13 protein-coding genes are annotated in these 13,755 nt (G+C 72.6%); 3 read left to right on the plus strand and 10 right to left on the minus strand.

What is annotated here, in order from left to right; translation table 11 throughout:
• Positions 1 to 123: 123 nt before the first annotated feature.
• From truB to rimP, 7 genes are all read right to left on the minus strand, one after another.
• Positions 124 to 1,029, minus strand: a complete 906-nt coding sequence (truB, locus tag AC07DS_RS42830; protein ID WP_479154150.1) for a tRNA pseudouridine(55) synthase TruB — start codon at positions 1,027 to 1,029, stop codon at positions 124 to 126.
• Entirely contained in the window at positions 1,026 to 1,487 is a 462-nt protein-coding gene (rbfA, locus tag AC07DS_RS42835; RefSeq protein ID WP_479154151.1) for a 30S ribosome-binding factor RbfA, read from the minus strand. The genes truB and rbfA overlap by 4 nt, the downstream gene beginning before the upstream one ends.
• Before the next feature lie 40 nt (positions 1,488 to 1,527).
• The gene (locus AC07DS_RS42840) at positions 1,528 to 1,821 is read right to left on the minus strand and encodes a DUF503 domain-containing protein (protein ID WP_403961638.1); all 294 of its coding nucleotides are present in this window, start codon (positions 1,819 to 1,821) and stop codon (positions 1,528 to 1,530) included.
• Between the two features lie 194 nt (positions 1,822 to 2,015).
• A complete protein-coding gene (infB, locus tag AC07DS_RS42845) occupies positions 2,016 to 5,111 on the minus strand; it encodes a translation initiation factor IF-2 (protein ID WP_479154152.1) in 3,096 nt (1,031 codons plus the stop codon).
• A gap of 167 nt (positions 5,112 to 5,278) precedes the next feature.
• Entirely contained in the window at positions 5,279 to 5,560 is a 282-nt protein-coding gene (locus AC07DS_RS42850) for a YlxR family protein (RefSeq protein WP_468816092.1), read from the minus strand.
• Between the two features lie 101 nt (positions 5,561 to 5,661).
• Positions 5,662 to 6,660 (minus strand): transcription termination factor NusA, encoded by a 999-nt coding sequence (nusA, locus tag AC07DS_RS42855; RefSeq protein ID WP_145885528.1) that lies wholly within the window; start codon positions 6,658 to 6,660, stop codon positions 5,662 to 5,664.
• Positions 6,661 to 6,662: 2 nt separating this feature from the next.
• On the minus strand, positions 6,663 to 7,172 hold the full coding sequence (gene rimP, locus AC07DS_RS42860; RefSeq protein ID WP_479154153.1) for a ribosome maturation factor RimP: 510 nt from the start codon (positions 7,170 to 7,172) through the stop codon (positions 6,663 to 6,665).
• Between the two features lie 220 nt (positions 7,173 to 7,392).
• Here rimP and AC07DS_RS42865 point away from each other — a divergent pair, with 220 nt between their 5' ends.
• From AC07DS_RS42865 to AC07DS_RS42875, 3 genes are read left to right on the plus strand one after another with little or no spacing between them, the layout of a single operon-like run.
• Positions 7,393 to 7,926: a hypothetical protein gene (locus tag AC07DS_RS42865; protein WP_479154154.1), complete on the plus strand. Its 534-nt coding sequence runs from the start codon at positions 7,393 to 7,395 to the stop codon at positions 7,924 to 7,926.
• Positions 7,923 to 8,408 carry a ferritin-like domain-containing protein gene (locus AC07DS_RS42870; protein ID WP_479154155.1) on the plus strand — a complete coding sequence of 162 codons (486 nt, stop codon included), beginning with the start codon at positions 7,923 to 7,925 and terminating at the stop codon, positions 8,406 to 8,408. Before AC07DS_RS42865 ends, AC07DS_RS42870 begins: the two co-directional genes overlap by 4 nt.
• A gap of 50 nt (positions 8,409 to 8,458) precedes the next feature.
• Positions 8,459 to 9,367 carry an aminoglycoside phosphotransferase family protein gene (locus AC07DS_RS42875; RefSeq protein ID WP_479154156.1) on the plus strand — a complete coding sequence of 303 codons (909 nt, stop codon included), beginning with the start codon at positions 8,459 to 8,461 and terminating at the stop codon, positions 9,365 to 9,367.
• Between the two features lie 91 nt (positions 9,368 to 9,458).
• Here the strand turns inward: AC07DS_RS42875 and AC07DS_RS42880 are convergent, their stop codons facing one another.
• The 3 genes from AC07DS_RS42880 to AC07DS_RS42890 form a co-directional block, all read right to left on the minus strand.
• Entirely contained in the window at positions 9,459 to 11,165 is a 1,707-nt protein-coding gene (locus AC07DS_RS42880; RefSeq protein WP_479154157.1) for a proline--tRNA ligase, read from the minus strand.
• A 109-nt stretch (positions 11,166 to 11,274) separates the two neighbouring features.
• Positions 11,275 to 11,805, minus strand: coding sequence for a GNAT family N-acetyltransferase (locus tag AC07DS_RS42885; RefSeq protein WP_479154158.1), 531 nt, complete (start codon positions 11,803 to 11,805; stop codon positions 11,275 to 11,277).
• A 128-nt stretch (positions 11,806 to 11,933) separates the two neighbouring features.
• On the minus strand, positions 11,934 to 12,782 hold the full coding sequence (locus AC07DS_RS42890; protein ID WP_479154159.1) for a GNAT family N-acetyltransferase: 849 nt from the start codon (positions 12,780 to 12,782) through the stop codon (positions 11,934 to 11,936).
• Between the last annotated feature and the right edge of the window lie 973 nt (positions 12,783 to 13,755).

Raw genomic sequence — 13,755 nt, forward strand, 5'->3', positions numbered from 1 at the left:
TCGCCGCGCCCCCTTGGGGGGTGGGGAGGCGGGGGCCCCCCCCCCCCCCCCCCCCCCCCCCCCCCCCCCCCCCCCCCCCCCCCCACGGCTGGACTCCGTGGAGCGGCGTGGCCCGGAGGCCGGTCAGCCGAAGACGGCCAGGCTCTTCGCCTTGCCCTTCTGCTCCTCGACCAGCGCGAGGAAGCGGCCCTCGGGGTCGAAGACGGCGACGGTGCCGGCGCCCGCGTACGCCTCGGGCATCTCCAGCCGGACGCCGTTCAGGAGCAGCCGGGCGCGCTTGGCGTCCACGTCCCAGCGCGGGAACGCGGCCGCGGCGGCCTCGGCGATCGGCATCACGGTCAGCTCCTGCTGGAGCTGGTCCAGTGTCTTCGCGGAGTCGAGCTTGTACGGCCCGACGCGGGTGCGGCGCAGCGCGGTGAGGTGGCCGCCGACGCCGAGGTCGGCACCCAGGTCCCGGGCGAGGGCGCGGATGTAGGTGCCGGAGGAGCAGACCACCGAGACGACCACGTCGAGCACGGCGGTGCCGTCCTCGGCGACGGCGTCCCGGACGTCGTACACCGCGAAGGAGGTGACGGTCACCGGCCGGGCGGGGATCTCGAAGTCCTCGCCCTCGCGGGCCCGCTTGTACGACCGTACGCCGTCGATCTTGATGGCGCTGACCTTGGACGGCACCTGCATGATGTCGCCGGTCAGCTTGACGATGCCGGCGTCGATGGCGTCCCGGGTCACCTTGGACGCGTCGGTGGAGGACGTGATGTCCCCCTCGGCGTCGTCGGTGACGGTGTTCTGGCCGAGGCGGATGGTGCCCAGGTACTCCTTCTCGGTGAGGGCGAGGTGCCCGAGGAGCTTGGTGGCGCGCTCCACACCGAGGACGAGGACGCCGGTGGCCATCGGGTCGAGGGTGCCGGCGTGGCCGACACGGCGGGTGCGTGCGATGCCGCGCATCTTGGCGACCACGTCGTGCGAAGTGAAGCCCGACGGCTTGTCGACGATGACAAGGCCGTCGGGCGTGGTGTGCTTCTGGGTCATTCCGCGGCGTCGCCGTCCGTCTCGGCGCCCTCGTCCTCGGCCGGCTTGCGGTACGGGTCGGCGCCGCCCGCGTACGCAGCGCCCGCGGAGGCCTCACGGACCTTCTCGTCGGACTGCCGTGCCTTGTCGAGGAGGTCCTCGATGGTCCGGGCGGTGTCCGGGAGGGCGTCCGCGACGAAGGTGAGGGTCGGCGTGAACTTCACGCCGGCCGCGCGGCCGACCTCGGAGCGCAGGATGCCCTTGGCGCTCTCCAGCCCGGCGGCCGCGGCCTGCCGCTCCTCGTCGTCCCCGTAGACCGTGTAGAAGACGGTCGCCTCCCGCAGGTCGCCCGTGACCCGGGTGTCCGTGATGGTGACGTGCGAGCCGAGCCGCGGGTCCTTGATCCCGCGCTGCAGCTTCTGGGCCACCACCTCCCGGATGAGGTCCGCCAGCCTTTTCGCCCGCGCGTTGTCGGCCACTGGTCCGTCTCCCGTTCTTTCTTCTTCTTGCGTTCTGTGGTCAGTCGTCGTCGCCGTGGAGGCGCCGCCGCACGGACAGCAGCTCCACTTCGGGGCGGCCGGCGACCAGCCGTTCGCACCGGTCCAGTACGTCGGTGAGGTGCGCCGCGTCGCCGGAGACCATGGCCAGGCCGATGATCGTTCGCCGGTGGAGGTCCATGTGGTCCACCTCGGCCGCGCTCACGGCGTACTTCCGCTGCAGTTCGGCGACGATCGGGCGGACGACGGAGCGCTTCTCCTTCAGCGAGTGGACGTCGCCGAGGAGGAGGTCGAAGGACAGAGTCCCCACGTACATGTGTGTAGCCGGTTCACCCGCCGGCACGGGATCGATGGCCCCGGGTCCGTGTGGCCGGGGACATCAAGAACGGTACCCCGTTCCTGCCGGAGGCTCGACGGGGTTTTACCGCACCCTGGACTGCGCTCGGAGCCCGGGAACGGCGCGCTGGCCGACAGGACCGGAGTCCTGTCGGCCAGCACGAACCGTAGGCGTTACGCCCGCGGCTTCTCGCGCATCTCGTACGTCGCGATGACGTCGTCGATCTTGATGTCGTTGAAGTTTCCGAGGTTGATACCACCCTCGTAGCCTTCGCGGATCTCGGTGACGTCGTCCTTGAAGCGACGCAGGCCCTCGATGTTGAGGTTCTCCGCGACCACCTTGCCGTCGCGGATGAGGCGCGCCTTGGTGTTGCGCTTGACCTCGCCCGAGCGGATGAGGACACCGGCGATGTTGCCCAGCTTGGACGACTTGAAGACCTCGCGGATCTCCGCCGTACCGAGCTCGACCTCTTCGTACTCCGGCTTGAGCATGCCCTTGAGGGCCGCCTCGATCTCCTCGATCGCCTGGTAGATGACCGAGTAGTACCGGACGTCCACACCCTCGCGCTCGGCCATCTGCGCCGCGCGGCCGGCCGCACGGACGTTGAAGCCGATCACGATGGCGTCGGAGCCCATCGCCAGGTCGATGTCGGACTCCGTGACCGCACCGACACCGCGGTGCAGGACGCGGATGTCGACCTCTTCGCCGACGTCCAGCTGGAGCAGGGAGGACTCGAGGGCCTCGACGGAACCGGAAGCGTCACCCTTGATGATCAGGTTCAGCTGCTGGATCTCGCCGGCCTTGAGCACCTTGTCCAGGTCCTCGAGGGACACGCGGCGCGTGCGCTTCGCGAAGGCCGCGTTGCGCTCACGAGCAGCGCGCTTCTCCGCGATCTGGCGGGCCGTACGGTCCTCCTCGACCACGAGGAAGTTGTCACCGGCACCCGGGACGTTGGTCAGGCCCAGGACCTGGACCGGCGTCGACGGGCCGGCTTCGGCGACGTTGTTGCCGTTGTCGTCGAGCATGGCGCGGACTCGGCCGTAGGCGTCGCCCACGACCATCGTGTCGCCGACCCGCAGCGTGCCTCGCTGGACGAGGACCGTCGCCACGGCACCGCGGCCGCGGTCGAGGCGGGACTCGATGGAGATACCCTGCGCGTCCTGGTGCGGGTTGGCCCGCAGGTCGAGCGAGGCGTCCGCGGTGAGGACCACGGCCTCCAGCAGCGAGTCGATGTGCAGACCCTGCTTGGCGGAGATGTCGACGAACATCGTGTCGCCGCCGTACTCCTCGGCCACCAGGCCGTACTCGGTCAGCTGACCGCGCACCTTGGTCGGGTCGGCGCCCTCGACGTCGATCTTGTTGACCGCGACGACGATCGGGACGTCGGCCGCCTTGGCGTGGTTGAGCGCCTCGACCGTCTGCGGCATGACGCCGTCGTTGGCCGCGACGACCAGGATCGCGATGTCCGTCGACCGGGCACCACGGGCACGCATGGCGGTGAACGCCTCGTGACCCGGGGTGTCGATGAAGGTGATCGCGCGGTCCTCGTCGTTGACCTGGGTCGAGACCTGGTAGGCACCGATGTGCTGGGTGATGCCGCCGGCCTCGCCCGCGATGACGTTCGTCTTGCGGATGGCGTCGAGCAGTCGGGTCTTACCGTGGTCGACGTGACCCATGACGGTGACGACCGGCGGACGGACCACCAGGTCCTCCTCGTCGCCCTCGTCCTCGCCGAACTCGATGTCGAAGGACTCGAGCAGCTCGCGGTCCTCCTCCTCCGGGCTGACGATCTGAACCGCGTAGTTCATCTCGCCGGCGAGGAGCTGCAGCGTCTCGTCGGAGACGGACTGCGTGGCCGTGACCATCTCGCCGAGGTTCATCATGACCGCGACGAGGGACGCCGGGTTGGCGTTGATCTTCTCCGCGAAGTCGGTGAGCGACGCGCCGCGGGAGAGACGGATGGTCTCGCCGTTGCCGCGCGGCAGCATCACGCCGCCGACGCTCGGGGCCTGCATGGCCTCGTACTCCTGGCGACGCTGCCGCTTCGACTTGCGACCGCGACGCGCGGGACCACCGGGACGACCGAAGGCGCCCTGCGTGCCACCACGGCCACCGGGACCGCCGGGACGGCCACCGAAGCCGGGACGGCCACCGCCGCCACCACCGGGACCACCGGGACCGCCGGGACGACCGGCGAAGCCGCCGCCACCGCCACCGGGAGCACCGGGACGACCGGCGAAGCCGCCGCCACCGCCACCGGGACGACCGGCGAAGCCGCCGCCACCCGGACGACCGCCGCCGCCACCGGGACGACCGCCGCCACCGGGACCACGGCCGCCGGGGCCACCGCCACCGGGACGCGGGCCGGCAGCAGGACGCTGCGGCATCATGCCGGGGTTCGGGCGCGGACCGGCCGGGCCGGGACGCGGACCGCCCTGCGGACGGGGCATACCGGACGGCGACGGACGGGAACCGCCCGGAGCCTGCGGACGCGGACCGCCGCCCTGAGCGCTGGGACCCTGCGGACGGGGACCGCCGCCGGGAGCACCGGGACCACCCGGACGCGGGCCGCCCTGCGGGCGCGGGGCCTGCGGACGGGCCATGCCGGTGGAGCCACCGGAGGTGAAGGGGTTGTTACCCGGGCGCGGACCGGCCGGACGGGCACCGGGACGCGGGGCCTGGCCACCGGCACGCGGGGCACCCTGACCCGGACGGGCCTGGCCCTGGCCGGGACCGGACGGACGACCGCCGGGCTTCGGGGCACCGGGACGGGCGCCGGGACGCGGACCCTGTGCAGCCGGACCCTGCGCGGCCGGAGCCTGCGGGGCCTGCGCGGCCGGAGCGGCCGGCGGAGCGGTGAACTCCGGGGCGGCCGGGGCCGGGCGCGGCGCGGGCTTCGGGCCCGGAACCGGACGCGGGCCGGGCGCATGCGCGGGCGACAACGGGGCCGACGGAGTCGAGGCCACCGCCGGAGCAGCGGGCTGCGGAGCCGTCGGAGGCTTGGGAGCCGCCGGCTTCGGAGCAGCCGGACGGGCCGCCTGCACCGGAGAGGGCGCGGCGGGCTTGGGGGCGGCCTTGCGCGGGGCGGGCTTGCCGGCGGACTTGCCGGAGCCGCCCTGGAAGGCGTCGGTCAGCTTACGTACAACGGGCGCTTCGATGGTGGAAGACGCCGAACGGACGAATTCACCGAGTTCCTGGAGCTTGGCCATGACGACCTTGCTCTCAACGCCGAACTCCTTGGCGAGTTCGTAGACCCGGACCTTAGCCACTTCGCTCCTTTGAGGTCCGGGTTGAAGCCGGACCGTCGTTAGTTCATGGGCGTACTCATCGCGTACTCATCGAGTGCTCATCGCAATCTCGACCTGCTTTCGAACTCGCGAGGTACCGGGCCGCACGGGGGGTTCCGCACGGCTCGCTTTCCTACTGTGTTGCCTGCTCAGCAACTGTCTGTCTGCCCGACGTACTGACGCAACGCCTTTATGTCGAGCGGCCCGGGGACGCGTAGCGCCCGAGGGAACGCCCGGCGGCGCACCGCCTGGTCGAGACAGACCGGGTCGGGGTGTAGATACGCACCCCGGCCGGGCAGCGTACCGCGCGGATCGGGAACGCACTGTTCCTCTTCCGCCACGGTCCGCAGCAGATCGTCCTTGGCCGCTCGCTGCCTGCACCCCACACAGGTGCGCTCAGGGCATGCGCGGGCACGCGTCCGGCCAGACACCGCTAAGTCTACCTCCCCGCGACGACCTCACCCCTCCGGGGGAAAAGTCGAACAGCTGCTTGCTACAGGCTGACGTGATCTCAGCGGCACACGGCCGAGATCTATTCCCCGGGACGCTCCCCGGCCTGCTCCGTGTCCGGACGGATGTCGATCCGCCAGCCGGTGAGCCGGGCCGCGAGCCGGGCGTTCTGCCCTTCCTTGCCGATCGCCAGCGACAGCTGGTAGTCCGGCACGGTCACCCGGGCGGAGCGGGAAGCCATGTCGACGACCTCCACCTTGCTCACCCGAGCGGGTGACAGCGCGTTCGCCACCATCTCGGCCGGGTCGTCCGACCAGTCGACGATGTCGATCTTCTCGCCGTTCAGCTCGCCCATCACGTTGCGCACCCGGCCGCCCATGGGGCCGATGCAGGCGCCCTTGGCGTTCAGGCCCGAACGGGTGGACCGTACAGCGATCTTGGTGCGGTGACCGGCCTCACGGGCGATGGCCGCGATCTCGACGGACCCGTCGGCGATCTCCGGCACCTCCAGGGCGAAGAGCTTCTTCACCAGGTTGGGGTGCGTACGGGAGAGGGTCACGGACGGGCCGCGCACACCCTTGGCCACCCGTACGACGTACGAGCGCAGCCGCATGCCGTGCGGATACGTCTCACCGGGCACCTGCTCCTGCACCGGCAGGATGGCCTCCAGCTTGCCGATGTCCACGAGCACGTTCTTCGGGTCGCGGCCCTGCTGGACCACGCCGGTGACGATGTCGCCCTCGCGCCCCGCGTACTCGCCGAGCGTGGCGTCGTCCTCGGCGTCACGCAGCCGCTGCAGGATCACCTGCTTGGCGGTGGTGGCGGCGATCCGCCCGAAGCCCGACGGGGTGTCGTCGAACTCGCGCGGCTCCTGCCCCTCCTCCAGGTCCTCGGGATCCTCCTTCGCCCACACGGTCACATGCCCGGTCTCCCGGTTGAGCTCCACGCGCGCGTGCCGGCGGCTTCCCTCGGTGCGGTGGTAGGCGATGAGGAGGGCCGACTCGATCGCCTCGACCAGCAGGTCGAAGGAGATCTCCTTCTCCCGAACCAAGCCCCGCAGGGCGCTCATGTCGATGTCCACGGCTACGCCTCCTCCTCTTCCTTCATGTCCTTCTTGTCCTTGCGGTTGAACTCGACCTGGACGCGCGCCTTGGCGATCTCGGGGAAGCCGAGCCGACGGGTGGTCGCCTTGCGGCCCTTCACCCCGGGCACCTCGACGTCGAGACCGTCCTCGTCGGCCTTCAGGATCCGGGCGACCAGCTCGTCGCCCTCGGCCAGCTGGAACTTCACGAGCCGGTCGGTGGCACGCACGTAGTGCCGGTACTCGGTGAGCAGGCGCTCCGCGCCGGGCGTTCCGACCTCCAGGTCGTACGCGTCGTCGCCCATCGCGTTGGTCTCGTCGAGCTTCGCCGAGAGCGCGCGGCTCACATCGGCGATGGCGTCCAGATCCGCTCCGGTGTCGGAGTCGACGACCACGCGCAGCACCCGCTTGCGTCCGACGGAGTCCACGGCGATCTCCTCGAGATCCAGCCCCTGGGAGGTGACGAGCGGTTCCAGAAGCTCTCGCAGCCTCTCGCTCTGGGTGGTGCTCATCCGGGTGACTCCTCGGCCGCGTGTGCTGTTGTGGGATGGGTCGCGTGTCTGGTCAAAGGGTATCCGGTCGAGGGGAGTGTTGCCGTCCACCTGTGTACGCGCGGTGCCGGTGAGTGGCGTCCACCGGGTGCGCGGGTACCGTGATCACGGGCGTGCCGCCCTTTGGCTGTCTTTCTTTCGAAGTTGTTCCTTTCGTACGAGTTCCCCGAGGACGTCAGCAGTGCCGTATCCGCCGCCGCGCACCCCCTCGGGGCCGCGCAGAAGAACCCTTTTCGCCTCGGCCGCCGGAGCCGCCCTGCTGGTGGGCTGTTCGGCCGATCCGGGCTCCGGTGACAGCGGTGACTCCCCGTCGGCGACCCAACGGGCACGCGCGCGTGCGGCCGCGGACAGCGCGGGCCTGCTGGCGCGCTACGACGCGGTGCTCGCCGCCCATCCGACCCTGGCCGAGCGGCTGCGCCCGCTGCGCACCGAAGTGGCGGCGCACGCGCGGGCGTTCGGCGGCGCCGCGGCCACCGGGTCCCCCTCCCCCACGGCCACCGGATCCCCTTCCCCGGCGGCGTCCACGGCGACGCCCCAGGCCGTGCCGGCCACCGAGAAGGGCGCCCTCGCCGATCTCGCCGCCGCCGAGCGCGCCCTCGCCGACCGGCGGACCAAGGCGCTGCTGGACGTGCCGGGCGAACTGGCCCGGCTGATGGCGTCGGTGGCGGCGGCCGGGGCGGCCCACGCGTACCTGCTGACCGAGGGGGCCAGGTGAGCGACGAGAACCGGAAGGCCGAACTGACCGCCCTGCAGGCGGCACTGGCCGCAGAGCACGCGGCGGTGTACGGCTACGGCGTCGTCGGCGGCCGGATCGACGAGCGGCAACGGGCCGACGCACGCGCGGCGTACGACGCCCACCGGGCCCGCCGGGACGCGCTGGTGCGCGAAGTGCGCGACCTGGGTACTCAGCCGGTCGCCGCGAGCGCCGCGTACGCGCTGCCCTTCCAGGTGGCGGACGCGGCCTCGGCGGTGCGGCTGGCCGCCGAGTTGGAGCAGCGGGTGGCCGGGGTGTACTCGGACCTGGTACGGGCGGCGACCGGCGCGCGGCGTGCCTCGGCGGCCGCGGCGCTGCGCGAGGCAGCGGTGCGGGCGGCGCGCTGGAGCGGGAAGAGCGTAGCCTTCCCTGGGCTCGCCGAGCGGGCCGGTGACGAATCAGGTGCGGCCGGACCCCGTGCCTCGGCGTCCCCGACGACGTGATCGTGTAGCCGCCCCTGCGGCAGGCCCAGGAGGAAGGGAACAACTCGCGCATGGCTTTCGAACCGCCCCAGCGGCTGGTGCGGGCACTCGGTGAGACGGCACCGGCCGGGGACGACTGGCTGGCGCGGCTGCCCGGGACGGCCGAGCGGGCGGTCGCCCGGCGCGAGTTGACCGTGGAGCGGGTCCAGGTGCCCGGCGGGCGCAGCAGCCTGGTGGTGCTGGTCCGGCGCACGGACGACAGCCCGGCGGTACTGAAGCTGGCCCCGCCCAGGGCCCGCCCCGAGAGCGAACGGGCGGCGCTGGCGCACTGGGCCGGCCTGGGCGCCGTACAGCTCCTGGAGACAGACACCGAGGACGCCGCCGAGGGGGTGCTGCTGCTGGAGCGGCTGCACCCGGACGTGTCGGTGCGGTCGCTGCCCGAGGCGAAGGCGCTGCTGGAGGCGGCGGGGACGCTGCGTCGGCTGTGGGTGGAGCCGCCGGGCGACCACGCGTTCGAGACGGTGGCCGAGCGGACGGGGCGGCAGGCGGAGGCGATGCGGGCGACCGCGTCCGCGTTCGCCGAAGTGGCGACGCTGGTCGACGCCGCTGTGGGCGCGCGCGAGGAGTTGGCGGCCTCCGCGCCCGAGCACCGGCTGCTGCACGGCACGTTCCGGCAGAGCAAGGTGCTCGCCGCGGAGCGGATGCCGTGGCTGGCGGTGGGACCGGATCCCGTCGTCGGTGAGTGTGCGTTCGATCTGGCCCGGCTGGTGCGGGACCGGGTGGAGGACCTGATCGCGACGCCGTCGGGGGCGGCGACCACTCGGCGGCGTATCAAGCGGCTCGCCGAGTCGCTGGACGTGGATCTGGAGCGGCTGCGGGGGTGGACGCTGTTCCGGGCCGTGGAGTCGGGGGTCCGCGCGCTTCGGGTCGGACGGCCGAAGGACGCCGAGCTGTTGCTCGAGTTCGCCGGCTGGCTCTAGGGGCGCCGGCAGCACGACCGCGGCCGCTCCCCTCCCGTGGTGATCGTGACGCCGTGTCACGTCCCACGGTCGGGGAACGGCCGCGTTTGCCTTACTGCGCGGTCAGGCGGGCGATCGCGTCCTCGACGGACAGCTCCTCGCGCTCACCCGTCTTGCGGTCCTTCAGCTCCAGCACGCCCTCGCCGGAGCGGCGGCCGGCCACCAGGATCTGCGGTACGCCGATCAGCTCGGCGTCGGTGAACTTCACGCCCGGGGAGACGCCCGCCCGGTCGTCCACCAGGACACGGACGCCCGCGGCGGCCAGCTTGTCGGCCACGTCGAGCGCCAGCTCGGTCTGCAGGGCCTTGCCGGCGGCGACGACGTGCACGTCGGCCGGGGCGACCTCCTTGGGCCAGCACAGGCCCTGCTCGTCGGCGGTCTGCTCGGCGAGCGCGGCGACGGCGCGGGAGACGCCGATGCCGTAGGAGCCCATGGTGACGCGGACCGGCTTGCCGTTCTGGCCGAGGACGTCGAGCTTGAGGGCGTCGGCGTACTTGCGGCCCAGCTGGAAGATGTGGCCGATCTCGATGGCGCGGTCCAGCTTCAGGCCGGTGCCGCACTTCGGGCAGGGGTCGCCCTCCTGGACCACGACGACGTCCACGTACTCGTCGACCTCGAAGTCACGCCCGGCGACGACGTTCCTGGCGTGCGTGTGCTCCTTGTTGGCGCCGGTGATCCAGGCGGTGCCGGGGGCCACGCGCGGGTCGGCGATGTACTTGACCTTCTCGCCCAGGCCCTGCGGGCCGACGTAGCCGCGGACCAGGTCCGGGCGGCCCGAGAAGTCCGCCTCGGTGACCATCTCGACGGCCGCCGGGGCGAAGTGCGCCTCGACCTTGCCCAGGTCGACCTCACGGTCGCCGGGCACGCCGACGGCGACGATCTCGCCGTCCACCTTGACCAGGAGGTTCTTCAGCGTGGCGGAGGCCTGGACGCCGAGGGAGGCGGCCAGCGTCTCGATGGTCGGGGTGTCGGGGGTGGGGATCTCCTCGAGCGCGGGCACGGCCGAGCCGTCCACCGGCTTGAGCTCGTAGGAGACCGCCTCGGTGTTCGCCGCGAAGTCGCAGTTCGGGCAGTCCGCGAAGGTGTCCTCGCCGGCCTCGGCCGGGGCCAGGAACTCCTCGGACTTGGAGCCGCCCATCGCGCCGGCGGTGGCGGCGACGATGCGGTAGTCGAGGCCGAGGCGCTCGAAGGTGCGCCGGTAGGCCTCGCGGTGCAGGGCGTAGGACTTGCCGAGGCCCTCGTCGTCCAGGTCGAAGGAGTAGGAGTCCTTCATCTGGAACTCGCGGCCGCGCAGGATGCCGGCGCGGGGGCGGGCCTCGTCACGGAACTTGGTCTGGATCTGGTACAGGATCACCGGCAGGTCCTTGTAGGACGTGCACTGGTCCTTGACCAGGAGGGTGAAGATCTCCTCGTGGGTGGGGCCGAGGAGGTAGTCGCCGCCCTTGCGGTCCTTGAGCCGGAACAGCTCCTGGCCGTACTCGTCCCAGCGGCCGGTCGCCTCGTACGGCTCCCGGGGCAGGAGGGCGGGCAGCAGCACCTCCTGGGCGCCGATCGCGTCCATCTCCTCGCGGACGATCCGCTCCACGTTGGAGAAGACCTTCCTGCCGAGGGGCAGCCAGCTCCAGACGCCGGCGGCGGTGCGACGGACGTAACCGGCCCGGACGAGAAGCTTGTGGCTGAGGACCTCGGCGTCCGCCGGGTCGTCGCGCAGCGTCTTCACCATCAACTGGGACATGCGCTGGACCGGTGCGTTCGCCATGGTTCTCGTACTCCTGCCGATGGGGGTCCCCCCGCTCGAGCGCAGCCGAGAGTGGGGGAGGGTGATGGCATAGGAGGTTAGCCGGGCTGGCGGTTCCGGTGGAAATCGGTTAACGCCGACGCAGTGGCAGAGGTGCGCCCATGACGGCGTACGGCCGGGGGGCGCTCGGGAAGTGGACCTGCCGGGCGAGGTCGACGTAGCCGAGGGAGTGGTAGAGGCCGCGCGCCGGGCTGTCGGTGTCGATCGCGGAGAGGATCGAGCGGGGCTCGGCGGCGCCGTCGGTGATGGTGGTGATCAGACGGCGGCCGATGCCGCGGTTCTGGTGGTCGGGGTGGACGTGCAGCTCGGTGATGACGAAGGAGTCGTCCAGCCAGAGGTCGTTGCGCTGGGCGCGGAGGTAGGGCTCCACGACCGTGGACCACCAGTGGGTGCGGGAGTTGGGCATGCCGTAGACGAACCCGACGAGCAGCCCGCCGGCGGTCGCCCCGAGGGCCCTGGCACCCGGGTACTGCATGTGGCGCTGGACGATCTGGCGGCGTACGGCCACCTCGTCCGGGCCGAGTCCGAAGGCGATGGCTTGGACGGCGAGGGCCTCGTCGACATGGGCTGAGAGGTCCAGGGGGCCGATCACGAGGTCCATGCGGGGAGCGTACAGGGGGGCTCGCGCTGTGTGCGGGGTGCGGGTGATCTGCGGCTGCCCACGCGCACGCGGCGCAGCCGCACATCGACTCAGCCTCCTGCCCCTGGGGCGGCCGCCTCTCGGATGTCTCAGAAGAGAATGCTCATGAAGGCGCCGACCTCCTGGAAGCCCACGCGCCGGTAGGTCCGCCTCGCCGCCGTGTTGAAGTCGTTGACGTAGAGGCTCACCACCGGAGCCACGTCGGCCAGCGCGTAGCGCAGGACGGCTGCCATGCCGGGCGCCGCCAGGCCCCTGCCGCGGTACTCCGGTGCCATCCACACGCCCTGGATCTGGCAGGCCTGGGCCGTCGCCGCGCCGATCTCCGCCTTGAAGACGACCTTGCCGTGTTCGTCGAGGCGGGCGAAGGAGCGGCCGGAGCCGACCAGTTCGGCGACCCGGGCCTGGTAGAGCAGGCCGCCGTCGCCGGCCAGCGGCGAGACGCCGACCTCCTCGGTGAACATCGCCACGCACGCCGGCATGATCGTCTCCAGCTCGTCCTTGCGGATGCGGCGGACGTAGGGATCCGGGGCGATGTCGGCGGGCATGCGGTCGGTGACCATCAGGGGCTGGTGGCCGCGGACCTCGCGGGCCGGGCCCCAGTGCGGTTCGAGCAGGCGCCACAGCTGGGCGGTGGCTTCGGCGGGCCCGACGATGGAGGAGCAGCGGCGGCCGGCCCTGCGGGCGCGGTCGGCGAAGGCGCGGACGGCGCGCGGGGAGGCGCAGATCGGGACCAGGTTGGCGCCCGCGTAGCAGAGGGACGTGAGCATGCCGTCCTCGTACCAGCCCCACATCTCGCCGCCGAGGCGCCAGGGGTCGAGTCCGGCGATCTGCACCCGGGACGTCACGAAGGCGTTCGCGACCGGCTCGCGGTCGAGGACGGCGAGCGCGGCATTCAGGTCGCTCGGTTCGAGGACCCGGGAGGTCGTCTGGGTCAACACGGGCGGGGCCTCACACTGGGGTCTGCTGATCTCCGCACTGTACCTGCCGAATTTGTGGTGCGCTGCCTCGTCGAACGGGGCTCTGTGCCGCGCACGGCGCATGATCTCGACAACCGGGCGTGCGGGCGCCCCCAGCCGCCCCGAGGAGCAGCTCGCGGAGCCGTCCGGTGCGGGATTTCCGCAGTTGGGACAGGTGGGTGGACGGGCTTCCCGCGGGATGCCCGGACCCGCCGGTGCGGGCCGCGGAGCGGCGCAAGCAGGACGTCGATCCGGACATCCCGGTGATCTGCGGAGCCGTCGTCACCCCGCCGCCGAGGGGGCGCGGGTTGGCGGTCCGCACACCGGCCGCGGTGTGGGAGGCGGGCCCGGGCCGGGAAGCGGCACCAGGCCGGAAGGCGGAGCCGGCCTGGGAAGCGGGGCCGGGCCTGAAGGCAGCGCAAGGCCAGAAGGCAGGCCCGGGCCGGAGGGCAGCGCAAGGCCAGAAGCCGGGGCCGGCCTGAGAGGCGGGCCCGGGCCGGGAGGCAGCGCCGGGCCGACAGGCAGCGCCGGGCCGGGTGGGCGCGCCGGTGTGGCCGACGGCGAAGGCGCGGCGTCCGGTGGCACCCGTCGGGCGGCGGCCCGGCGGTGCCGCCGGCGACCCGTGGAAACCGGCGCACGAGCTCTCGGTGTCGAGGTCCCGGCGGCGGGGCCGGAGACGTGGACGACGACCGGCACGGTCGCCGAGTGGGAGGGCCGGACGGGCCCCGCCCGTGGTCCCGGGCGGGCCGAACCTGCCGCATGCCGGCCGGGAGCCGAACGTCCGGATGCGCCACCGCTGAGAAGCCGACGGGGGGGGGGGGGGGGGGGGGGGGGGGGGGGGGGGGGGGGCGGGGGGGGGGGGGGGGGGTGGGGGGGGGGGGGGGTGGGGGGGAGGGGGGGGGGGGGAGGGGGGGGGGGGGGGGGGGGGGGGGGGGCGGGTGGTGTCTTGGGCCCC

This window comes from Streptomyces sp. NPDC044064, from assembly GCF_056434245.1.

Excerpts from the sequence above, each read along its gene's own strand:
- truB (WP_479154150.1), bottom strand. The coding sequence starts at position 1,029 with ATGACCCAGAAGCACACCACGCCCGACGGCCTTGTCATCGTCGACAAG.
- AC07DS_RS42880 (WP_479154157.1), bottom strand. The coding sequence starts at position 11,165 with ATGGCGAACGCACCGGTCCAGCGCATGTCCCAGTTGATGGTGAAGACG.
- AC07DS_RS42885 (WP_479154158.1), bottom strand. The coding sequence starts at position 11,805 with ATGGACCTCGTGATCGGCCCCCTGGACCTCTCAGCCCATGTCGACGAG.
- AC07DS_RS42875 (WP_479154156.1), top strand. The coding sequence starts at position 8,459 with ATGGCTTTCGAACCGCCCCAGCGGCTGGTGCGGGCACTCGGTGAGACG.
- rimP (WP_479154153.1), bottom strand. The coding sequence starts at position 7,172 with ATGAGCACCACCCAGAGCGAGAGGCTGCGAGAGCTTCTGGAACCGCTC.
- AC07DS_RS42840 (WP_403961638.1), bottom strand. The coding sequence starts at position 1,821 with ATGTACGTGGGGACTCTGTCCTTCGACCTCCTCCTCGGCGACGTCCAC.